General features: G+C 53.8%; 22 protein-coding genes. 12 read left to right on the top strand and 10 right to left on the bottom strand.

All coding sequences use genetic code 11. The features are described 5' to 3' along the window. Window positions 1-17: 17 nt before the first annotated feature. The 4 genes from mutM to radC form a co-directional block, all read right to left on the bottom strand. Complete coding sequence (gene mutM, locus OGV93_RS08805) at window positions 18-827, bottom strand: bifunctional DNA-formamidopyrimidine glycosylase/DNA-(apurinic or apyrimidinic site) lyase (RefSeq protein ID WP_019078041.1); 810 nt, start codon at window positions 825-827, stop codon at window positions 18-20. Window positions 828-925: 98 nt separating this feature from the next. Further along, window positions 926-1,093 carry a 50S ribosomal protein L33 gene (rpmG, locus tag OGV93_RS08810; RefSeq protein WP_003024094.1) on the bottom strand — a complete coding sequence of 56 codons (168 nt, stop codon included), beginning with the start codon at window positions 1,091-1,093 and terminating at the stop codon, window positions 926-928. Between the two features lie 20 nt (window positions 1,094-1,113). After that, entirely contained in the window at window positions 1,114-1,350 is a 237-nt protein-coding gene (gene rpmB, locus OGV93_RS08815; protein WP_003024071.1) for a 50S ribosomal protein L28, read from the bottom strand. Between the two features lie 276 nt (window positions 1,351-1,626). Then, window positions 1,627-2,292, bottom strand: coding sequence for a RadC family protein (gene radC, locus OGV93_RS08820; protein WP_016154986.1), 666 nt, complete (start codon window positions 2,290-2,292; stop codon window positions 1,627-1,629). 172 nt (window positions 2,293-2,464) lie between these two features. Here radC and coaBC point away from each other — a divergent pair, with 172 nt between their 5' ends. The 3 genes from coaBC to slmA all read left to right on the top strand — a co-directional run bounded on the left by coaBC (window position 2,465) and on the right by slmA (window position 4,835). Beyond that, the gene (gene coaBC, locus OGV93_RS08825; protein ID WP_088583168.1) at window positions 2,465-3,685 is read left to right on the top strand and encodes a bifunctional phosphopantothenoylcysteine decarboxylase/phosphopantothenate--cysteine ligase CoaBC; all 1,221 of its coding nucleotides are present in this window, start codon (window positions 2,465-2,467) and stop codon (window positions 3,683-3,685) included. Continuing rightward, window positions 3,663-4,121: a dUTP diphosphatase gene (gene dut / locus OGV93_RS08830; protein WP_165500047.1), complete on the top strand. Its 459-nt coding sequence runs from the start codon at window positions 3,663-3,665 to the stop codon at window positions 4,119-4,121. The genes coaBC and dut overlap by 23 nt, the downstream gene beginning before the upstream one ends. 117 nt (window positions 4,122-4,238) lie before the next feature. Next, window positions 4,239-4,835, top strand: a complete 597-nt coding sequence (gene slmA / locus OGV93_RS08835) for a nucleoid occlusion factor SlmA (protein WP_016154989.1) — start codon at window positions 4,239-4,241, stop codon at window positions 4,833-4,835. An 87-nt stretch (window positions 4,836-4,922) separates the two neighbouring features. On the opposite strand, the gene pyrE is transcribed toward slmA, so the two are convergent. Both pyrE and rph read right to left on the bottom strand, forming a co-directional pair. Then, on the bottom strand, window positions 4,923-5,564 hold the full coding sequence (gene pyrE, locus OGV93_RS08840; RefSeq protein ID WP_016157763.1) for an orotate phosphoribosyltransferase: 642 nt from the start codon (window positions 5,562-5,564) through the stop codon (window positions 4,923-4,925). A 65-nt stretch (window positions 5,565-5,629) separates the two neighbouring features. Beyond that, window positions 5,630-6,346, bottom strand: coding sequence for a ribonuclease PH (rph, locus tag OGV93_RS08845; RefSeq protein ID WP_016154991.1), 717 nt, complete (start codon window positions 6,344-6,346; stop codon window positions 5,630-5,632). A 125-nt stretch (window positions 6,347-6,471) separates the two neighbouring features. On the opposite strand from rph, the gene OGV93_RS08850 reads away from it, so the two are divergent. Then, window positions 6,472-7,335: a YicC/YloC family endoribonuclease gene (locus OGV93_RS08850; protein WP_080859272.1), complete on the top strand. Its 864-nt coding sequence runs from the start codon at window positions 6,472-6,474 to the stop codon at window positions 7,333-7,335. A gap of 256 nt (window positions 7,336-7,591) precedes the next feature. Next, window positions 7,592-8,209 carry a trimeric intracellular cation channel family protein gene (locus OGV93_RS08855; protein WP_003024049.1) on the top strand — a complete coding sequence of 206 codons (618 nt, stop codon included), beginning with the start codon at window positions 7,592-7,594 and terminating at the stop codon, window positions 8,207-8,209. On the opposite strand, the gene ligB is transcribed toward OGV93_RS08855, so the two are convergent. Then, window positions 8,206-9,885, bottom strand: coding sequence for an NAD-dependent DNA ligase LigB (gene ligB / locus OGV93_RS08860; RefSeq protein ID WP_131380322.1), 1,680 nt, complete (start codon window positions 9,883-9,885; stop codon window positions 8,206-8,208). The genes OGV93_RS08855 and ligB overlap by 4 nt on opposite strands. 261 nt (window positions 9,886-10,146) lie before the next feature. On the opposite strand from ligB, the gene gmk reads away from it, so the two are divergent. From gmk to recG, 5 genes are read left to right on the top strand one after another with little or no spacing between them, the layout of a single operon-like run. Continuing rightward, window positions 10,147-10,770 (top strand): guanylate kinase, encoded by a 624-nt coding sequence (gene gmk, locus OGV93_RS08865; protein WP_019078035.1) that lies wholly within the window; start codon window positions 10,147-10,149, stop codon window positions 10,768-10,770. A 54-nt stretch (window positions 10,771-10,824) separates the two neighbouring features. Next, window positions 10,825-11,100 carry a DNA-directed RNA polymerase subunit omega gene (rpoZ, locus tag OGV93_RS08870; RefSeq protein ID WP_000135058.1) on the top strand — a complete coding sequence of 92 codons (276 nt, stop codon included), beginning with the start codon at window positions 10,825-10,827 and terminating at the stop codon, window positions 11,098-11,100. An 18-nt stretch (window positions 11,101-11,118) separates the two neighbouring features. Next, complete coding sequence (gene spoT / locus OGV93_RS08875) at window positions 11,119-13,233, top strand: bifunctional GTP diphosphokinase/guanosine-3',5'-bis pyrophosphate 3'-pyrophosphohydrolase (protein WP_003024038.1); 2,115 nt, start codon at window positions 11,119-11,121, stop codon at window positions 13,231-13,233. A 10-nt stretch (window positions 13,234-13,243) separates the two neighbouring features. Then, window positions 13,244-13,933, top strand: coding sequence for a tRNA (guanosine(18)-2'-O)-methyltransferase TrmH (gene trmH / locus OGV93_RS08880; protein WP_047415767.1), 690 nt, complete (start codon window positions 13,244-13,246; stop codon window positions 13,931-13,933). Window positions 13,934-13,938: 5 nt separating this feature from the next. Next, window positions 13,939-16,020, top strand: coding sequence for an ATP-dependent DNA helicase RecG (gene recG / locus OGV93_RS08885; protein WP_220221834.1), 2,082 nt, complete (start codon window positions 13,939-13,941; stop codon window positions 16,018-16,020). 42 nt (window positions 16,021-16,062) lie between these two features. Here recG and gltS read toward each other — a convergent pair whose 3' ends face one another. Then, entirely contained in the window at window positions 16,063-17,268 is a 1,206-nt protein-coding gene (gene gltS / locus OGV93_RS08890; RefSeq protein ID WP_016155009.1) for a sodium/glutamate symporter, read from the bottom strand. Between the two features lie 225 nt (window positions 17,269-17,493). Between gltS and xanP the strand changes: the two genes are divergently transcribed. Together xanP and OGV93_RS08900 are read left to right on the top strand one after the other, a co-directional pair. Further along, a complete protein-coding gene (gene xanP, locus OGV93_RS08895) occupies window positions 17,494-18,885 on the top strand; it encodes a xanthine/proton symporter XanP (RefSeq protein WP_003024026.1) in 1,392 nt (463 codons plus the stop codon). Window positions 18,886-19,006: 121 nt separating this feature from the next. Next, on the top strand, window positions 19,007-20,716 hold the full coding sequence (locus tag OGV93_RS08900; protein ID WP_016155010.1) for an AsmA family protein: 1,710 nt from the start codon (window positions 19,007-19,009) through the stop codon (window positions 20,714-20,716). Between the two features lie 41 nt (window positions 20,717-20,757). Here OGV93_RS08900 and OGV93_RS08905 read toward each other — a convergent pair whose 3' ends face one another. Both OGV93_RS08905 and OGV93_RS08910 read right to left on the bottom strand, forming a co-directional pair. Then, window positions 20,758-21,441 carry a D-lyxose/D-mannose family sugar isomerase gene (locus OGV93_RS08905; protein ID WP_016155011.1) on the bottom strand — a complete coding sequence of 228 codons (684 nt, stop codon included), beginning with the start codon at window positions 21,439-21,441 and terminating at the stop codon, window positions 20,758-20,760. Window positions 21,442-21,490: 49 nt separating this feature from the next. Further along, the gene (locus OGV93_RS08910) at window positions 21,491-22,351 is read right to left on the bottom strand and encodes a ketose-bisphosphate aldolase (protein WP_016155012.1); all 861 of its coding nucleotides are present in this window, start codon (window positions 22,349-22,351) and stop codon (window positions 21,491-21,493) included. Window positions 22,352-22,357: the final 6 nt, after the last annotated feature.

Genomic DNA, 22,357 nt, shown 5'->3' on the forward strand with positions numbered 1-22,357 from the left:
TCCGGCCGATAATGGTGTTATTTCTGACAGCGACGGCAATAAAACGTTGTGCGCTGAGCGTGTTTTGTCGCAATGATTGGCGCGCCGCATACGCGACAGGGTTCACCTTCTCTCCCATAGACCTGCAACTCCTGGGCAAAATAACCCGGCTTACCGTCACTTTGCAGAAAGTCCTTCAGCGTGGTCCCGCCCTGCTCGATAGAACGCAGCAAAACCGCCTTGATAACGCGCACCAGCAGTTCGCACTCATCCTGCGACAAAGATGACGCCAGACGGTCAGGATGGATACCAGCCGCAAACAGCGACTCGCTGGCATAGATGTTTCCCACCCCCACGACCAGCTTGTTATCCATCAGCCAGGGTTTAATCGCAGTTTTCTTCTTCGCACATTTCTGCTGCAGATAACCAGCATTGAAATCGTCGCTCAGCGGCTCAGGGCCAAGATGGGCGAGGACATTATGCCCATCCAGCTCTTTAGTCCACAGCCAGGCGCCAAAACGACGCGGATCGGTATAGCGCAGGACTTTGCCGTTACTCATCACTAAGTCGACGTGGTCATGTTTTTCTGCCGGAAGCTCTTCAGAAAGGATACGCAAACTACCCGACATCCCCAGGTGAATGATTACCCAGCCATCTGATAGCTCCAGCAGCAGGTATTTCGCGCGCCGCTGTACGCTCAGGACAGGTTTATCACTCAGACGATAGATTTCCTCTGATACTGGCCAACGCAAACGACCGTTACGCACAGTCGCGTGCATAATCGTTGCCCCCACCAGATGCGGCTCAATACCGCGGCGGCTGGTTTCGACTTCAGGTAATTCAGGCATAGTATCTCCGGCTGTGTATCAGGTCTCATTAATATGGGGACGGCCAGAAAACAAAAAACCCCGCCGAGGCAGGGTTTTTCTTTACATCAAAGCGGAAATTATTTGATTTTCGCTTCTTTGTATAAAACGTGCTGACGAACAACTGGATCGAACTTTTTCAGCTCCAGTTTTTCCGGCTTAGTACGTTTGTTCTTCGTGGTGGTATAGAAGTGACCAGTACCAGCAGAAGAAACCAGCTTGATTTTCTCACGAATACCTTTAGCCATGATTTATTTCCTCTTAGTACTTAGTACTTTTCGCCACGGGCACGCAGTTCAGACAGAACTGTTTCGATGCCTTTCTTATCAATAACACGCATACCTTTAGCAGATACACGCAGGGTGACAAAACGCTTCTCGCTCTCAACCCAAAAACGGTGAGAGTGCAGGTTAGGCAGGAAACGGCGTTTAGTCGCGTTCAGTGCGTGGGAACGGTTGTTACCGGTCACCGGACGCTTGCCAGTAACTTGGCAGACTCGGGACATGTCTATTCTCCAAAAATCAAATTAGCTCGAGCTTCGTATGGGGTATTGGCGCCTCGTCAGGCTTCTCAGCCCGGTTATCGCAGTTCAATACACTAAATCTTTCATCGTTGCCTCGTCATTGGACGCAACAAGAATGATTTTGCGTATTTGCGAACTCTCGATTGCCAGGCCCAAATGCCAAACCCGAGATTCTCAAAGGTGGCGTAGTATACGCTGAGTCAGCGATGTGCTCAAGTCCCGAACAGACAAAGATCCCGATGGATCGCGTAAAGTGCGTTAAATCCAACCGCGTTCCGCAAAAGAAACGTACTCTCCGCGCCCAATGACCAGATGATCAAGCACCCGGATATCCATGAACTGACAGCATTTCACAACACGCTCGGTGATGAGTTTATCTGCTTTGCTCGGCTCTGCACACCCCGAAGGGTGATTATGTGCAAGGATCACCGCAGAAGCATTCATTTTTATCGCTTCGCGGACAATTTCTCGCGGATGCACTTCAACGTGGCTTAGCGTTCCGGAAAAAAGTTTACGGTGTTTAATCACGCGATGTTGAGAATCCATAAAGATCACATAGAAGATCTCGCGTTCCTCTTGCGAAAGCTGGCTTTGCAGAAATTCACGCGCCATTTCCGGGCTAAGTATCGCACGTTCCTCTATCACCTGTACGTTGTAGTAGCGCCTTGCCAGCTCCACTATTCCCTTCAACTGTGCGTACTTCGCGATACCGATGCCCTGAACATAGCTGAAATCCATGTAATCAGCAGACAACAGGCCATACAACGAATCAAAATGCTGAAGCATCTCTTTCGCCAGCGTAAGCACATCTTTACCCAGTATTCCGGTGCGTAGAAAAAGAGCCAGTAGCTCTACGTCGGTCAGCGAACTGGCCCCCTGCGCCAACAGCTTTTCCCTAGGCATTATACGTCCTGTATTTTCCATGCTTTTCCCCTCCTTTCGCGTCCGCATAGTGGCATAACGCCAGCGGCGAATCGACGCTCTGTTTTCACTTCTTCGTAGAGCCTCGCAAACTGGAGCGCGGGCAAAAGCACGACACATTGCGGATTGTGATAAAATATCCGCCTTCTGGTGAAACCCAACAGGAAAGATCATGATGAGCCTGGCCGGTAAAAAAATCGTACTTGGCGTCAGTGGCGGGATTGCTGCGTACAAAACCCCTGAGCTGGTGCGTCGTTTACGGGAACGCGGCGCAGACGTCCGCGTGGCGATGACCGAAGCAGCAAAAGCGTTTATTACTCCTCTGAGCTTACAGGCGGTTTCGGGCTATCCCGTTTCCGACAGCCTGCTTGACCCCGCAGCCGAAGCCGCGATGGGCCATATTGAACTGGGGAAATGGGCCGATTTGGTTATACTGGCCCCAGCGACGGCAGACCTGATTGCCCGCGTTGCCGCAGGTATGGCCAACGATCTGGTGTCTACGATCTGTCTGGCAACGCCAGCGCCTGTTGCCGTGCTGCCGGCTATGAACCAGCAGATGTACCGCGCCGCCGCTACCCAACACAATTTGGGCATTCTTGCCTCGCGCGGTTTGCTCATTTGGGGCCCTGACAGCGGTAGTCAGGCATGTGGTGATGTCGGTCCTGGACGTATGCTGGATCCGTTAACAATTGTAGATATGGCGGCAGAACATTTTTCACCTGTCAAAGATCTGCAACATCTCAACATCATGATTACAGCAGGCCCGACGCGTGAACCGCTTGATCCCGTGCGTTATATTTCCAACCACAGCTCCGGGAAAATGGGATTTGCTATCGCGGCCGCTGCCGCAAAACGCGGGGCAAACGTCACGCTGGTATCAGGTCCGGTTTCGTTACCTACACCGCCTTTTGTCCAGCGCATTGATGTGATGACCGCGCTGGAAATGGAAGCCGCCGTGCAATCTGCGGTGCAACAACAGCATATTTTTATCGGCTGCGCCGCAGTCGCTGATTATCGCGCTGAAACTGTCGCCAGTGAAAAAATCAAAAAACAGGCAACGCAGGGTGATGAATTAACAGTAAAAATGGTCAAAAACCCGGACATCATCGCTGGTGTTGCCGCACTGGATGCTAATCGTCCTTTTGTCGTTGGGTTTGCCGCCGAAACAAATAATGTGGAAGAATATGCCCGGCAAAAACGCATCCGCAAAAACCTTGATGTGATCTGTGCGAACGACGTTTCGCTGTCCACTCAAGGATTTAACAGCGACAGCAACGCATTACACCTTTTTTGGCAGGATGGAGATAAAGTCTTACCGCTTGAGCGCAAAGAACTCCTGGGCCAATTATTACTCGACGAGATCGTGACCCGTTATGATGAAAAAAATCGACGTTAAGATTCTGGACCCGCGCGTAGGGCAACAATTTCCGCTCCCGACGTACGCCACTTCTGGTTCTGCCGGACTTGACCTGCGTGCCTGTCTTGATGACGCCGTAGAACTGGCGCCTGGCGCAACAACGCTGGTGCCAACCGGGTTAGCTATCCACATTGCCGATCCTTCTCTTGCGGCAGTGATGCTCCCGCGCTCCGGGCTGGGCCATAAGCACGGGATCGTACTGGGCAATCTGGTCGGTTTGATTGATTCCGACTACCAGGGCCAGCTGATGGTTTCAATCTGGAACCGTAGTCAGGACAACTTTACTATTGAACCGGGCGAACGTATCGCGCAGATGGTATTTGTACCGGTCGTCCAGGCTGAATTTAATTTGGTGGAAGAGTTTGAAGCCACCGATCGTGGCGAAGGTGGCTTCGGCCATTCCGGGCGCAAGTAACCCGCAGAAAAGTATCTCACAGCGTAATAACGCAATAACACACCGCAAACACCCAGTTTGCGGTCGCTGTGTGGATGCCTGCCTGGCAAGAGCTTATTTTCAGGGGTATTTTGTAACATGGTAGAAAAGCAAACTGCGAAAAGGAATCGTCGCGAAGAAATACTTCAGTCTCTGGCACTGATGCTTGAGTCCAGCGATGGTAGCCAACGCATCACGACAGCTAAACTGGCGGCCTCTGTGGGCGTTTCCGAAGCGGCCTTGTATCGCCATTTTCCCAGCAAGACCCGCATGTTCGATAGCCTGATTGAGTTTATCGAAGATAGTCTGATTACCCGTATCAATCTGATTTTGAAAGATGAAAAAGACACTAACGCGCGATTGCGTCTGATCGTACTGCTGATTTTAGGGTTCGGTGAACGTAATCCTGGCCTGACGCGAATTCTGACCGGACACGCATTGATGTTCGAGCAAGACCGTCTGCAAGGCCGTATTAACCAGCTTTTTGAGCGAATTGAGGCGCAGTTACGCCAGGTTCTGCGAGAAAAAAGAATGCGTGAAGGTGAAGGCTACACCGTGGATGAAACGCTGCTGGCCAGCCAGTTACTGGCTTTCTGCGAAGGTATGCTGTCCCGGTTTGTACGTAGCGAATTTAAATACCGCCCAACGGATGATTTCGACATCCGCTGGCCGTTGGTTGCCGCTCAATTGCAGTAACACCGTTGTTGGATGGCGACCTCGCCTATTTTGCCTACGAACCCCGCGGTGCGTAGGCTGGATAAGCGCAGCGCCATCCGGCAGTTCTTATACGCCGTACGCTTCGCGATACGCCCGTACTGCGGCCAGGTGTTCTGCCATTTCTGGTTTTTCTTCCAGATACGCAATTAGATCTTTCAGGGTAATGATAGAAATCACCTTGCAGCCATAATCGCGTTCCACTTCCTGAATAGCTGAAATCTCGCCGCGACCGCGTTCCTGACGATCGAGAGAAATCAGTACCCCCGCCAGCGTGGCGCCGTTAGCCTGAATAATTTCCATCGACTCACGAATAGCCGTACCTGCGGTGATAACATCATCCACCAGCATTACACGTCCCTCAAGTGCGCTACCTACCAGATTACCGCCTTCACCGTGGGTCTTCGCCTCTTTACGGTTAAAGCAGTACGGCAAATCTTTATCGTGGTGTTCCGCCAGCGCAACAGCCGTGGTGGTCGCAATCGGGATACCTTTGTAGGCCGGACCAAACAGCAAATCGAACTCAATACCGGAATCCATCAACGCTTCGGCATAAAAACGGCCTAACAGTGCCAGGCAGCGCCCGGTATTAAACAGCCCGGCGTTGAAGAAATAGGGGCTTTTACGCCCGGATTTCAGCGTAAACTCGCCAAACTTTAGTACCTGCTTGCTAAGCGCAAACTCAATAAACTGGCGCTGATACGGTTTCATGGATTCGCTCCTCATCTCACTTTATTACAGACAAAAAAAAGGCGACTCATCAGTCGCCTTTAAAATCAATTTTCTAACGCCGCCTTCTGCGTCGTTACAATGGATTCGATTCCCCCTCGGGCTAACGCCAGTAGGGTGAGAAGTTCTTCATGGCTGAACGGCTCGCCTTCTGCCGTGCCCTGCACCTCTATAATGCGGCCGTCTTCAGTCATCACCACGTTCATGTCGGTTTCTGCGGCAGAGTCTTCAACATATTCGAGGTCACATAGCGCTTCACCGTTCACAATGCCCACGGAAACCGCGGCGACCATCCCTTTCATCGGGTTAGTTTTCAGTTTACCGCTCGCAACCAGCTTGTTCAGCGCATCAGCCAACGCCACGCATGCGCCGGTAATTGATGCAGTGCGCGTACCGCCATCTGCCTGAATAACATCGCAGTCCAGCGTAATAGTGAATTCACCGAGCGTCTTCAGATCAACCGCGGCGCGCAGCGCACGAGCGATCAGACGCTGGATTTCCATGGTACGACCGCCCTGCTTACCTTTCGCCGCTTCACGGGCGTTACGGGTGTGCGTGGCACGTGGCAGCATGCCATATTCTGCGGTGATCCAGCCCTGGCCCTGACCTTTCAGAAAACGCGGTACGCCTTCATCAATAGAGGCGGTACACAGCACTTTGGTATCACCAAATTCGACCAGCACGGAGCCTTCAGCGTGTTTTGTATAATTACGGGTCAGGGTGACGGGACGCACCTGGTTGGCACTACGACCTGCTGGACGCATGATAAAATCTCCGGCTTGAAACGAATGTGGCTGCGCATTATACGGACTTCCGACTGTTATTCCTATCCTGACAAGACGTGGATGGCTATAATCCTCCCATCTCATCTTTAAAAACAGGAACGTCTATGATCCGCAGCATGACCGCCTACGCCCGGCGTGAAATCAAGGGTGAATGGGGTAGCGCTACCTGGGAAATGCGCTCGGTAAACCAGCGTTATCTGGAAACTTATTTTCGCCTGCCGGAACAGTTCCGTAGTCTTGAACCCGTTGTTCGCGAACGCATACGCACGCGTCTGACGCGCGGTAAAGTCGAGTGTACGCTGCGTTTTGAGCCTGATGCCAGCGCCCAGGGCGAGCTGATTCTAAATGAAAAGCTCGCTAAACAGCTCGTTAGCGCTGCTAACTGGGTCAAAATGCAGAGTGATGAAGGTGAAATTAACCCAGTTGATATCCTGCGCTGGCCAGGCGTAATGGCTGCCCAGGAGCAAGATCTGGACGCCATTGCCGCCGAAATCCTCGCCGCGCTTGACGGTACGCTGGATGACTTCATCATCGCGCGAGAAACCGAAGGTCAGGCGCTGAAAGCGCTGATCGAGCAGCGTCTGGAAGGCGTCAGCACTGAAGTCGCTAAAGTGCGTGCACATATGCCGGAAATTCTGCAATGGCAGCGTGAGCGTCTGGTAGCCAAACTGGAAGACGCCCAGGTGCAACTGGAGAATAACCGCCTTGAGCAAGAACTGGTGCTGATGGCGCAGCGCATAGATGTAGCAGAAGAGTTAGATCGTCTGGAAGCCCACGTCAAAGAAACCTACAACATTCTGAAGAAAAAAGAGGCTGTTGGCCGTCGTCTGGACTTCATGATGCAGGAATTCAACCGTGAGTCGAACACTCTTGCATCCAAGTCTATCAATGCCGAGGTGACTAATTCCGCAATTGAACTGAAGGTATTGATCGAGCAAATGCGCGAGCAAATTCAGAATATCGAGTAAACTCCATTCCACGTAGCCCCCCCATAAACGGCGGGGCTACGTGTTTTTCCCAACACTTCGGTTGTGACCCATCCAGTTCGAATTATATTTTCTCATCATTTATTGTCACCATTCATAAAGTAAAGCGCATGCCATAACGCATTTACAGCAAAATCACATTAGCTGTAGTTATTAAAATCGCTTCACCTTAGAAAATCTCAATCGTGACAATGCGCACAAATCGTTAACCTTAGCCCCAGCAAATCAGGGGGAATACATGCTGTTACACGTTTTATATTTAATTGGTATTACTGCCGAAGCCATGACCGGTGCGCTTGCGGCTGGGCGTCGCCGTATGGATACATTTGGCGTCATTATCATTGCCACCGCGACGGCCATTGGCGGCGGCTCGGTACGCGACATCCTTCTCGGCCACTATCCGCTCGGCTGGGTAAAGCACCCTGAATACGTTATTATCGTGGCGACCGCTGCGGTACTCACCACCATTATTGCCCCCGTCATGCCCTATCTGCGTAAAATATTCCTCGTCCTGGATGCGCTGGGCCTGGTGGTCTTTTCTATTATTGGCGCCCAGGTGGCGCTGGATATGGGTCATGGACCGATTATTGCCGTGGTCGCTGCGGTCACTACCGGCGTCTTTGGTGGTGTATTACGTGACATGTTCTGCAAACGCATCCCGTTAGTATTCCAGAAAGAACTGTATGCCGGCGTTTCGTTTGCCGCTGCTGTGCTGTATATCGTGCTGCAACATTATGTCTCCAGCCACGATGTGGTGGTGATCTCTACCCTGCTCTTTGGCTTTACCGCCCGACTGCTGGCGCTGCGCCTGAAGTTGGGGCTGCCGGTATTTTACTATCGCCATGAAGGCCATTAAGGCATAAAGCCCGTGATCCGCTGAGCAGCTAACCAGTTGCTCAGCGCTGTGATCTCTTTATCCTCCAGCCACTGAATAACCTGTCGTGCCCGTCGCTCCCCCATGAAAGGAAGTTGCCGCCAGCTTTGTTCACTGCGTTCCCGTAACTGCTGCCACGATCCATCCCGACTGGCATTCAACGTTGCCTGTGTTAACGGTATTCCCATGGCAATCACCCAGCGCGTAAATGGAAGATGGCGTGACAGATTGAACTGATGCCACAGCTTCCCCCCTTTGTTCACGCCAAATGTGGACTGTAGCTGCTCCTGCGTTAATCCAAGCCAGGAAAAGATATGTTCAAAGCGATACGTCTGATGTAACTCCCGCCATCCCGCTTCGCCCATACCCTCCAGCCCTAGCACATCTTTGGCCCCCAGCCAGACGAGTCTGGCAACAAACTGTTCCTGACACTCCGCTGTGGCATAAAAACAAGTTAGTGAATTGAAGCGCCCCTCAGGTGGTGCTGGCTTATTACGCTGGATGCTGCGCCAGACCACCTCATCTATACGGGGAATCCCCTGTCCGGCCAGACTTATCAGAATCTGATCGCCAGGCGCAATATCCCATTCATTCCAGCGCCGTACTGAGCCAATATTGACGCGCTGCACCCGCTTATCATCCAGCATGACGGGGACCAGCAATGCAACCACCGCAATTTTTCCGCTTTTGCCAACGGAAAACTGAATACCTGTCACCTCAGATACCCTGGCCACGGGAGGATATTTCCACGCTGCCAGCCAGTCTCCCTGTCCGGGTAGCCAGTATTGCGCCCGCGGTTCTTTTCCCGTTCGCACCACCACACCATCCGTCACAAAAGGTAACGCTGAAGTCCACCACCTGGCGCGCGCCTGCTCGACGTCATCCACACTCTTCACGGCCTGAGTATATCGTTGCGTGAAACTGAACCCGGCAGCAGTGAGTTGCTCAAGTCTTTCCGACATGGCAACTGGACCATCAGGCCAGGCCCAGATAAAAATAGCCAGCGAGCGTAACATTTCCGGGTTGCTCTGGCGCATCATCATTCCAGCAACCTTTGAGCGGGCGTTCATTCCCCCTCTCTGCTGCTGAATATGCCCTTGTTGCTGCAAAAATATCTCCCCCTGCAACGTACTGTTAGAAAGCAGCCCGCTGGTAGTACGTGGAACGGAAGGGATCTGAAGAACCTTTTGCGTCCAGTCTTCGCCTTTCAGACCGTTACCACGGCTAATCGCCCGTATCAGATTGCCATTGCGATAAACCAGCGTGACCGCCACGCCATCCACCTTCGGCTGCACCCAGAGATCGCTAAGAGCATGCATCCATTGTTGTAGCGCTTGCTTATCGGCAAGTTTTCGAACTCCCGTGTGGGGAACGGTGTGCGAGACGGTTCCACTTATTGGGGGCGCAGATAGATCTGATGGGGCTTCATCGCCAAAACAGCGCTGCCACTGGATGAGCTGCGCATTGAGCTGGTCATAAACGGCGTCGTCTACGACACTTTCCCCTTGTTTCCAGTAACTGTCATTCCACTGTGTTATCTGCTGCTGTAGTCGTGAAATTTCCTCTTGTGCCCTGGCAGGCGACCAGACGGGGCATACCGCCCATGAGGGTAGATACCACATTAGCAAAACCAGCCCTATGCATTTCCATAATCCCATGCTATCTCCGCTGAACAGTACGTTTCCCGGCAGATATAACGCGAATTGAAATGGAAACAGAGCGGCAAAAACTCATCCTGCGCGCAACGTTCCTGACATTTGCACGAATTGCTGCAAATCGCGGATAAAACAGGAAACTGGTACGCAAAACGCAATAAACATGCGCAAAAAGTGTGACAAGGGCTACGTCACATAGCGGCTACGTGTATAATAAGCCCGTATGTAGGCTCTCTTTCGACAATCACATACATTAAGATACTCATGGCTCAAGGCACGCTTTATATTGTTTCTGCCCCCAGTGGCGCGGGTAAATCCAGCCTGATTCAGGCTTTATTAAAGACCCAACCGTTGTATGACACCCAGGTTTCTGTTTCGCACACCACGCGCGCACCGCGCCCGGGGGAAGTGCACGGTGAACACTATTTTTTTGTGAACCATGACGAATTCAGAACCATGATTGGCAGAGACGCGTTCCTGGAACACGCTGAGGTTTTCGGTAATTACTACGGCACCTCGCGTGAGACCATTGAGCAAGTATTAGCATCCGGCGTAGACGTCTTTTTAGATATCGACTGGCAAGGTGCGCAGCAGATTCGTCAAAAAATGCCGCATGCGCGCAGTATTTTTATTTTGCCGCCATCTAAGATTGAGCTGGATCGCCGTCTTCGTGGCCGCGGTCAGGATAGCGAAGACGTGATCGCAAAACGTATGGCGCAAGCTGTTGCAGAAATGAGCCATTACGCCGAATATGATTATCTTATTGTGAATGATGATTTCGATACCGCCCTGGGCGATTTGAAAACTATCATTCGCGCCGAACGTCTGCGCATGAGCCGCCAAAAGCAGCGTCATGACGCTTTAATCAGCAAACTGTTGGCAGACTGAACCCACATTCAGTATCATGCCCAGTCATTTCTTCACCTGTGGAGCATTTTAAGTATGGCACGCGTAACTGTTCAGGACGCTGTAGAGAAAATTGGTAACCGTTTTGACCTGGTACTGGTCGCCGCGCGTCGCGCTCGTCAGATGCAGGTAGGCGGAAAGGATCCGCTCGTACCGGAAGAAAACGATAAAACTACCGTTATCGCGCTGCGCGAAATCGAAGAAGGTCTGATCAACAACCAGATCCTCGACGTGCGTGAGCGCCAGGAACAGCAAGAGCAGGAAGCCGCTGAATTACAAGCCGTTACCGCTATTGCTGAAGGTCGTCGTTAATCACAAAGCGGGTCGCCCTTGTATCTGTTTGAAAGCCTGAATCAACTGATTCAAAACTACCTGCCGGAAGACCAGATTAAGCGTCTTCGGCAGGCGTATCTCGTTGCACGTGACGCTCACGAGGGCCAGACACGTTCAAGCGGTGAACCCTATATCACGCACCCGGTAGCGGTAGCCTGCATTCTGGCCGAGATGAAACTCGACTATGAAACGCTGATGGCTGCGCTGCTGCATGACGTGATTGAAGATACCCCAGCCACCTACCAGGACATGGAACAGCTTTTTGGTAAAAGCGTTGCTGAACTGGTAGAAGGGGTGTCGAAACTTGATAAGCTTAAGTTTCGCGATAAGAAAGAGGCGCAAGCCGAAAACTTTCGCAAGATGATTATGGCGATGGTGCAGGATATCCGCGTCATTCTCATCAAACTCGCTGACCGTACCCACAACATGCGCACGCTGGGCTCATTACGCCCGGACAAGCGTCGCCGCATCGCCCGTGAAACCCTCGAAATCTATAGTCCGCTGGCACACCGTTTAGGTATTCATCACATTAAAACCGAGCTGGAAGAGCTGGGTTTTGAAGCGCTGTACCCGAACCGCTATCGCGTGATTAAAGAAGTGGTTAAAGCCGCTCGTGGCAACCGCAAAGAGATGATCCAAAAAATCCTCTCGGAAATCGAAGGGCGTTTACAGGAGGCAGGCATTCCGTGTCGCGTAAGTGGCCGCGAGAAGCACCTGTACTCTATTTACTGCAAAATGGTGCTCAAAGAGCAGCGTTTTCACTCCATCATGGATATCTACGCTTTTCGCGTTATCGTTCATGATTCCGATACCTGTTATCGCGTACTCGGCCAGATGCACAGCCTGTACAAACCTCGTCCTGGTCGCGTGAAAGACTATATCGCCATTCCGAAAGCTAACGGATATCAGTCTTTGCACACCTCAATGATCGGCCCTCACGGCGTCCCGGTTGAAGTACAGATTCGTACCGAAGACATGGACCAGATGGCAGAAATGGGTGTAGCAGCGCACTGGGCTTACAAAGAGCACGGCGGCGAAAGCAGCACCACCGCACAAATCCGCGCTCAACGCTGGATGCAGAGCCTGCTGGAACTGCAGCAGAGCGCCGGTAGCTCGTTTGAATTTATTGAAAGCGTCAAATCTGATCTCTTCCCGGATGAGATTTATGTTTTCACACCGGAAGGGCGCATTGTCGAACTGCCTGCCGGTGCAACGCCTGTCGACTTCGCCTACGCCGTGCATACCGATATCGGTCACGCCTGCGTCGGCGCACGCGTCGACAGACAACCTTACCCGCTTTCGCAGCCGCTCTTTAGCGGACAGACCGTTGAGATTATTACCGCTCCGGGCGCCCGTCCGAATGCAGCGTGGCTCAACTTCGTCGTCAGTTCGAAAGCGCGCGCAAAAATTCGCCAACTGCTGAAAAACCTCAAGCGCGATGATTCCGTCAGTCTGGGTCGTCGACTGCTCAACCATGCCTTAGGCGGTAGCCGTAAACTGGCTGAGATCCCGCCAGAGAGCATCCAGCGTGAGCTTGAACGCATGAAGCTCGCCACCCTTGACGATCTGCTCGCGGAAATCGGTCTGGGTAACGCCATGAGCGTGGTGGTAGCGAAAAACCTCCAGCAGGGCGAAGCAACGGCAAACGTGCCAGCACAATCTGGCCACGGTCATCTGCCGATCAAAGGCGCAGATGGCGTGCTGATCACCTTCGCGAAATGCTGTCGTCCGATTCCTGGCGATCCAATCATTGCCCACGTCAGCCCGGGTAAAGGTCTGGTGATTCACCATGAATCCTGCCGTAACATTCGTGGCTATCAAAAAGAGCCAGAGAAGTTTATGGCGGTGGAATGGGATAAAGAGACAGAGCAGGAGTTCATCACCGAGATTAAGGTGGATATGTTTAACCACCAGGGTGCTCTGGCGAACCTGACGGCGGCAATCAACACGACTACCTCCAACATTCAAAGTCTGAATACGGAAGAGAAAGATGGCCGCGTCTATAGCGCCTTTATTCGCCTGACCGCTCGCGATCGCGTGCACCTGGCGAATATCATGCGCAAAATCCGCGTCATGCCGGACGTGATAAAAGTCACCCGTAACCGTAACTAGAACACGTTTTATGAATACTCAACGTTATGCACGTATTTGCGAGATGCTCGCACGTCGTCAGCCCGATCTGACCGTCTGCATGGAGCAGGTCCACAAACCTCATAACGTTTCTGCAATCATTCGTACTGCAGACGCGGTCGGCGTGCATGAAGTCCACGCCGTCTGGCCTGGTAGCCGTATGCGCACCATGGCCTCTTCTGCCGCAGGCAGCAACAGTTGGGTACAGGTGAAGACTCACCGCACTATTGGCGATGCGGTCACACATTTAAAAAGCCAGGGCATGCAGGTTCTGGCAACACATCTGTCAGATAAAGCCGTGGATTTTCGCGAGATTGATTACACGCGCCCCACCTGCATCCTGATGGGCCAGGAGAAAACCGGCATCACTCAGGAAGCGTTGGATCTGGCGGATCAGGACATCATCATTCCCATGACTGGCATGGTGCAATCGCTGAACGTTTCGGTCGCCTCCGCGCTGATTCTGTACGAAGCACAGCGCCAGCGGCAAAACGCCGGCATGTACCAACGAGAAAACAGCATGCTTGCGCAAGATGAGCAGCAGCGTTTGCTGTTTGAAGGCGGTTATCCGGTGCTGGCGAATGTCGCTAAGCGCAAAGGTCTTCCCTACCCCCACGTAAACACGCAGGGCGAAATTGAAGCCGATGCAACGTGGTGGGCCACTATGCAATCTGCGAGATAAACGCGATGAAAGGCCGTTTACTGGATGCCCTCCCACTCAATTCTCTGACCGGCGTTGGCGCAGCGCAAAGCAGTAAACTGGCGAAAATTGGCCTGCACACCGTGCAGGACCTTCTGCTCCACCTCCCTCTGCGTTACGAAGACCGCACGCACCTGTACCCGATTGGCGAACTGCTGCCGGGCGTTTACGCCACCGTAGAAGGCGAAGTGCTGAACTGCAATATCACCTTCGGCGGACGCCGGATGATGACCTGTCAGATCAGTGATGGCTCCGGCATTCTCACCATGCGCTTTTTCAACTTCAGCGCCGCAATGAAAAATAGTCTCGCCACCGGTCGCCGGGTGCTGGCCTATGGCGAAGCCAAACGCGGAAAATACGGCGCAGAGATGATCCACCCGGAGTATCGCGTGCAGGGCGATCTCAGCACGCCGGAATTACAGGAAACGCTCACGCCGGTGTATCCAACCACCGAAGGCGTGAAGCAGGCCACGCTGCGCAAACTGACCGATCAAGCGCTGGACCTGCTCGATACCTGCGCCATTGCCGAACTGCTGCCGCCAGAGCTGTTGCAGGGCATGATGAGCCTGCCGGAAGCTCTGCGCACATTGCACCGTCCACCGCCGTCACTGCAGTTGAGCGATCTGGAAACCGGTCAGCATCCAGCACAGCGACGTCTGATTCTGGAAGAACTGCTGGCGCATAACCTCAGCATGCTGGCACTACGCGCCGGGGCGCAACGTTTCCACGCCCAGCCGCTGATCGCAAACAACGCGCTGAAAGATAAGCTGCTGGCGGCTCTACCGTTTAAACCCACCGGCGCCCAGGCCCGCGTTACCGCTGAGATCGAACGCGATATGGCACTGGATGTCCCTATGATGCGTCTGGTGCAGGGCGATGTCGGCTCCGGCAAAACGCTGGTTGCGGCGCTGGCCGCCCTACGTGCCATCGCACATGGTAAGCAAGTTGCGCTGATGGCCCCCACCGAACTACTGGCTGAACAGCACGCCAATAACTTCCGCAACTGGTTCGCGCCACTGGGCATTCAAGTTGGCTGGCTGGCAGGTAAACAGAAAGGCAAAGCGCGCCTGGCACAGCAGGAAGCTATCGCCAGCGGTGAGGTGCAGATGATTGTCGGCACGCACGCAATTTTCCAGGAACAGGTGCAGTTCAACGGACTAGCACTGGTTATCATCGACGAACAGCACCGTTTTGGCGTACATCAGCGCCTGGCGCTGTGGGAGAAAGGTCAGCAGCAGGGTTTCCATCCACACCAGCTAATCATGACCGCCACCCCAATCCCGCGCACGCTGGCGATGACCGCCTATGCCGATCTCGACACATCGCTCATTGACGAACTCCCTCCGGGGCGTACGCCGGTCACCACGGTGGCGATTCCGGATACCCGCCGCAGCGATATTATTGACCGCGTGCGCAACGCTTGTACCCATGAAGGGCGTCAGGCGTACTGGGTCTGTACGCTGATTGAGGAGTCTGATTTGTTAGAAGCTCAGGCCGCTGAAGCCACGTGGGAAGAGCTTAAACTGGTGCTGCCAGAGCTGAATATTGGCCTGGTACACGGCCGTATGAAGCCCGCAGAGAAGCAGTCGGTAATGGCGGCCTTTAAGCAGGGCGAATTGCAGTTGCTGGTTGCCACCACGGTGATTGAAGTGGGCGTAGACGTACCTAACGCCAGCCTGATGATTATTGAAAACCCGGAGCGCTTGGGCCTGGCGCAGTTGCACCAGCTACGTGGTCGCGTAGGTCGTGGCGCGGTGGCCTCCCACTGCGTCCTGCTCTACAAATCGCCGCTGTCAAAAACCGCGCAAAAACGTCTGCAGGTTCTGCGCGACAGCAACGACGGATTCGTGATCGCGCAAAAAGATTTAGAGATCCGCGGGCCCGGCGAGCTGTTGGGTACGCGCCAGACCGGAACGGCAGAATTCAAAGTCGCAGATTTATTGCGCGATCAGGCGATTATCCCGGAAGTTCAGCGCATTGCCCGTCATATTCACGAACGTTACCCGCAACAGGCTGTGGCGCTGATTGAACGCTGGATGCCGGAAACCGAGCGCTACTCCAACGCATAGTCGATTCATAGCGGCGGCGGATGTGACTCCGCCGCACAGACATTATTGCGCAAAAATCGGCAGCAGCAGATACAGCTTAATCACCAGCGCATTGACGATATCGATAAAGAACGCCCCCACCATCGGCACCACCAGAAACGCCATATGGGATGGTCCAAAACGTTCTGTAATTGCCTGCATGTTGGCAATCGCCGTGGGTGTCGCACCGAGGCCAAAACCGCAGTGTCCGGCTGCCAGCACGGCGGCATCGTAGTTCTTACCCATCATGCGCCAGGTAACGAATATCGCGTACAGCGCCATGAAAATGGTCTGCACAACCAGGATTGCCAGCATCGGCAGGGCCAGAGAAGCCAACTCCCACAGCTTCAGACTCATTAGCGCCATCGCCAGGAACAGCGACAGGCTAACGTTACCCAACACCGAAACCGCGCGCTCGAACACCCGATAAAAACCCATTAACGCCAGGCCGTTACTGAGGATCACCCCAACAAACAGCACGCAGACGAAAGTCGGCAGTTCCAGCACCGTTCCGACCAGCATTTGTGCAACGATTTTACCCACCGTCAGACAGATAGCGATCAGCGCAATGGTTTCAATCAGCACCAGCGAAGTGATTATGCGTCCGACATCCGGCTTTTCAAATGCGGTAGGCACAGCCTGATCGTCCGGCATGCCGTCTGGCGTGGTAGAGTGTTTGACCAGATAGCGGGCCACCGGGCCGCCAATCAATCCACCCAGCACCAGGCCAAACGTTGCGCAAGCCATCGCCACTTCCGTCGCATTAGCGAAACCATAGCGCTCAATAAACAGTTTGCTCCATGCTGCCCCGGTTCCATGCCCGCCAGAGAGGGTTATCGAACCGGCGATCAGACCCATCAGCGGATCCAGACCCAGCAGGGTCGCCATACCAATACCAATGGCGTTTTGCATCAGCAGCAGGCCAACAACCACAATCAGAAAGATACCCACCACGCGGCCACCCGCGCGCAGGCTGGCAATATTGGCGTTCAGGCCGATAGTGGCGAAGAATGCCAGCATCAGCGGATCGCGCAGGGTCATATCGAAGTTCACTTCCCAACCCATGCTTTTTTTCAGCACCAGCAGCGCAATCGCCACCAGCAATCCGCCAGCTACAGGTTCAGGAATGGTGTATTTTTTCAGGAAGGAAACAGACTGGACGAGCTTACGTCCCAGCAGCAACACAAGGGTTGCCGCAACCAGCGTTGATAACGTATCGAGATAAAACATTTACAACTCCATTAGTGCGTTTAGCACAATCACGCACGATGCATTCCAGACCGATTTTTAGCTCTTATTGAGTTTTCGGTGTGGATTTTAAGCAGAAAATCATGAAAAGTTATATAAAAATGTTTGTTTATCCGTTTTAAATATTAAGAACACCTGGTAGCAAACGTTTGCATTTCCGCCATGGTCAGATAAAATCACCGCTTTTCCACCATGGGATTGCCTCTGATGTCCGTTAACGCCGTAGAGTCAACAAATGCGCAACCGGTTGCGCAGACTCACAACAGTGAACTGATTTACCGTCTTGAAGATCGCCCCCCGCTAGCCCAGACCCTGTTTGCCGCCTGTCAGCACCTGCTGGCCATGTTCGTCGCGGTAATCACCCCAGCGCTGTTAATTTGCCAGGCGCTCGGTTTACCGGCTCAGGATACTCAACACATAATCAGTATGTCGCTGTTCGCTTCCGGCGTGGCTTCTATCATTCAGATCAAAGCCTGGGGGCCGGTCGGCTCAGGGCTATTATCCATTCAGGGCACCAGCTTTAACTTTGTTGCGCCACTGATTATGGGCGGTACAGCGCTAAAAACCGGTGGTGCAGATGTCCCAACCATGATGGCGGCGCTGTTCGGTACACTGATGCTGGCAAGCTGCACTGAGATGGTTATCTCACGCGTACTGCATCTGGCGCGTCGTATCATTACCCCGCTGGTCTCAGGCGTGGTGGTGATGATTATCGGCCTGTCGCTGATTCAGGTGGGGCTGACGTCGATTGGCGGCGGCTATGCGGCAATGAGCGACAACACCTTTGGCGCACCAAAGAATTTACTGCTGGCAGGCGTCGTGCTGGCGCTGATTATCCTGCTTAACCGCCAGCGCAACCCGTACCTGCGCGTTGCGTCACTGGTGATTGCGATGGCGGCAGGTTACCTGTTGGCGTGGTTTATGGATATGCTGCCGCAAAATACCGCGCCGGTAAGTCAGGACCTGCTGATGGTGCCAACGCCGTTGTATTATGGCCTGGGTATCGACTGGAGCTTACTGCTGCCGCTGATGCTGGTGTTTATGATTACCTCGCTGGAAACCATCGGTGATATTACGGCCACCTCCGATGTCTCCGAGCAGCCCGTTTCTGGTCCGCTGTACATGAAACGCCTGAAAGGCGGCGTACTGGCGAACGGTCTGAACTCGTTTGTTTCAGCCGTATTCAACACCTTCCCGAACTCCTGTTTTGGACAAAACAACGGGGTTATTCAGTTAACAGGTGTTGCCAGCCGCTACGTTGGTTTTGTGGTTGCGCTGATGCTGATCGCGTTGGGCCTGTTCCCGGCGGTCAGCGGTTTTGTACAGCATATTCCTGAGCCGGTACTCGGCGGTGCTACGCTGGTGATGTTCGGTACTATCGCGGCATCCGGCGTGCGTATCGTATCCCGCGAACCGCTGAACCGCCGCGCAATTCTGATTATCGCGCTGTCGCTGGCCGTCGGCCTCGGCGTTTCCCAGCAGCCGCTGATCCTGCAGTTCGCTCCGGACTGGGTGAAAAACCTGCTCTCTTCCGGCATTGCCGCAGGCGGTATTACCGCTATCGTTCTGAATCTGGTGTTCCCACCAGAGAAGCAATAAGCAAAATGCGGCGTTGATTCTGAATCAACGCCGCTGTAACGCTCTTTCACCATTCCCGCCTTGAGCATTGCGCCTAAATCGTGCATAACTTGACTATGTGCACTTCGCGGGATGGAAGACCATGAAATTTATTGGAAAGCTGCTTCTTTACGTGCTGATCGCCCTTGCAGTGGCGATCCTCGGCTTATATTTTCTACTGCAAACCCGCTGGGGGGCAGAGCACGTCAGCGCCTGGGTTTCGCAGAACAGCAGCTACCATCTGGCATTTGATGCCATCGATCACCGGTTTTCTTCTCCTTCCCATATTCTGCTGGAAAACGTCACCTTTGGCCGGGATGGTCAGCCCGCAACACTGGTCGCCAAAACGGTCGATATTGGACTGAGCAGCCGCCAAATCACCGACCCGCTGCACGTAGACACCATCCTTTTGCAAAACGGCACGCTGAATCTTTCCCAGCAAACTGCGCCGCTGCCGTTCCAGGCCGATCGCCTGCAATTGCAAGATATGGCGCTTAACAGTCCCGGTAGCGAGTGGACCCTGAGCGCGCAGCGCGTTAACGGCGGAGTCATTCCCTGGAGTCCTGAGGCGGGTAAAATTCTCGGGAGTAAAGCGCAAATTCAGCTCAGCGCCAGTTCGTTGACGCTGAACGACGTCCCCACGACCAACGTATTGATTGAAGGCAGTATTGACCATGACCGTGTGACGCTGAGCAATATTGGCGCAGACGTGGCGCGTGGCGCATTAACCGGCGTGGCACAACGCAATGCCGACGGTAGTTGGGTAGTGGAGAATCTGCGCCTGAACGATATTCGGCTGCAAAGCGATAAATCGCTGGCCGAGTTTTTTGCTCCGTTAAGCACTATTCCTTCCCTGCAAATTGGTCGTCTGGAAGTAACAGATGCCCGTCTGCAAGGCCCTGACTGGGCGGTGACGGATCTCGATCTGAGCTTGCGCAACATGACCTTCAGCAAGGACGACTGGCAAACTCAGGAAGGAAAACTGTCGATGAACGCCAGCGAGTTTATCTACGGCTCTCTGCACTTTTTCGATCCGATTATGAACGCCGAGTTCTCGCCGCAGGGCATAGCGCTGCGTCAGTTCACCACCCGCTGGGAAGGGGGAATGGTCAGAACATCCGGAAACTGGCAGCGCAACAACAAAGCGCTGGTCCTCGATGATGCCGCCATTGCCGGTCTGGAGTACACGCTGCCGGAAAACTGGAAACAGCTGTGGATGAAACCTCTACCAGCCTGGCTAGCCAGCCTGACGCTGAAGAAATTCAGCGCCAGCCGTAATCTGGTGATTGATATCGACCCGAGCTTCCCATGGCAGCTCACCGCGCTGGACGGCTACGGTGCTAACCTCGGGCTGGTGCAGAACAATCAGTGGGGGATCTGGAGCGGGAGCGCTAACCTCAACGCCGCTGCCGGCACCTTTAACCGCACCGACGTGCGTCGTCCTTCGCTGGCGCTGACGGCGAACAGCAGCACCATCAATATCAGCGAACTAAGCGCCTATACGGAAAAAGGGTTGCTGGAGGCCACTGCCAGTATTTCACAGTTGCCTCAGCGTCAAACTCAGGTCAGCCTGAACGGGCGCGGCGTGCCAATGACGATTCTGCAGCAGTGGGGATGGCCCGCACTGCCGCTTTCCGGCGACGGTAACATCCAGCTTACCGCCAGCGGCAATATTCAAGCCGATGCGCCACTCAAGCCAACGGTCAGCGGCCAGTTGCATGCGGTGAACGTGGAGAAACAGCAGGTAACGCAAACCATGCAGGCGGGCGTGGTATCCGGTAGTGAAGTTACCGCCCCACCCGCTGCGCAGTAAAATCTGACGGCCCGGCGGCGCTTTGCCTGCCGGGTCGCCGATTATCGCTGTAAGCGCGCATATTCACTGCACAACAGCCACTTCACCGGCTCGTCCTCTTCTATCGCCGGGAAGCGACCGCCTGGCTCAAGGAAGTGATTATCATGCAGGTCGTCATTGACCATCGAGATCTCCCAGCCCAGCACGAACGCTTTCTCCGCCCAAAAGCGATGATACAACCGCGGCGGCAGGCATACCCCCTGCCCCGGTTTCAATACCAGCGTCTCGCCAGCGTCAACGGAACGCCGCTGACCATCGACGCTAACCTCAACAATGCGCCGGGCATCATACCCGTCATCGGGCGTAGCCCACGCCAACTGCATACATAAATCACCGCCGCCGCGGTTAACGATATCTTCCATTTTATGGCGATGAAAATGCCATGGCGTCTGCTGATCCTGCTGAATCTGCAGCATCTTTTCGGCGTACGGTTTGGGGTAGCTGGCTGACCCTAACTGACCATTGCGCAACGTCAGTAACGTCAGCCCCGTTTGCGCAAAATCTCCGCGCCCAAAGTCGGTTATATCCCAGCCCAGTTGGAGATCGAGCACTTCACGCCACAGAGTGTGATCCTGTTGCCGCCAGGCGTCAGCCGTAAAATACGCAAAGTCAGGCAGGCAAACCCGAAAAGTCTCGGCGATGGCATGCGCTTTATCGACGGCATAATTAATGTGTGAACGCTTCATTCCACTTTTCCTTGTTGCGAAAAAGGCGGGTCACCCCGCCAGTATGCGGTTAGTAAAGTGACGCTTTGCCGGTTGAGCCGAACAGTTTCATTTTGTGACGGATCACATCCCGCGCGGCGCTAATGGCTTCCGGGTAAATAACGTTCGGGTCCCACCAGGTTTCTTTCGCCAGGATTTCGCGGACTTTCTGGAAGTAAGCGTATTTCATATCGCTGGAAATGTTGATTTTGCCAACGCCCAGCGTAACGGATTCGGCAATTTCCGCATCCGGGTTCGCGGAACCTCCGTGCAGCACCAGCGGAATGTCTACTCGCCCGGCAATCTCGCGCAGGATGTGCATTTGCAGCTCTGGCTGCATCCCTTTCGGGTAGATGCCGTGTGCGGTTCCAATCGCCACCGCCAGCGTGTCCGCGCCGGTACGGGCGATAAAATCCTGTGCCTGATCAGGATCGGTATAAGTGACCTTCGATACGCCACCTTCCACTGACGTCCCGGTTTGACCAATCGTACCCAGTTCCCCTTCCACCGAAACGCCTACCGCATGCGCCAGCTTGACCACTTCGCGGGTCAGCGCCACGTTCTCTTCATACGGCAACAGCGAGCCATCAATCATCACCGAGGTAAACCCACACTGAATCGCCCGCAGGACATGCTCGACCGAAGCGCCGTGGTCCAGATGCAGAGTAAAGGGAACCGGGCTGCGCAGAGTGATATCACGGACGTAGCTAAAAAACGCATCGCCTACAAAATCATGTTCGCTGGGGTGAATGGAGATAATCGCCGGGGTATTGGTTGCTTCCGCTTCTTCCACTACTGCACGTACAAAGCAGCTGTCCGCCACGTTGAATGCGCCGATGGCGAAACCGTGCTGACGGGTAGGTTGCAGTAATTCTTTCATCGAAACTAACATGTTAAT

The sequence above is a fragment of the Citrobacter sp. Cb031 genome, from assembly GCF_030336725.1.
Taxonomy (GTDB): domain Bacteria; phylum Pseudomonadota; class Gammaproteobacteria; order Enterobacterales; family Enterobacteriaceae; genus Citrobacter; species Citrobacter braakii.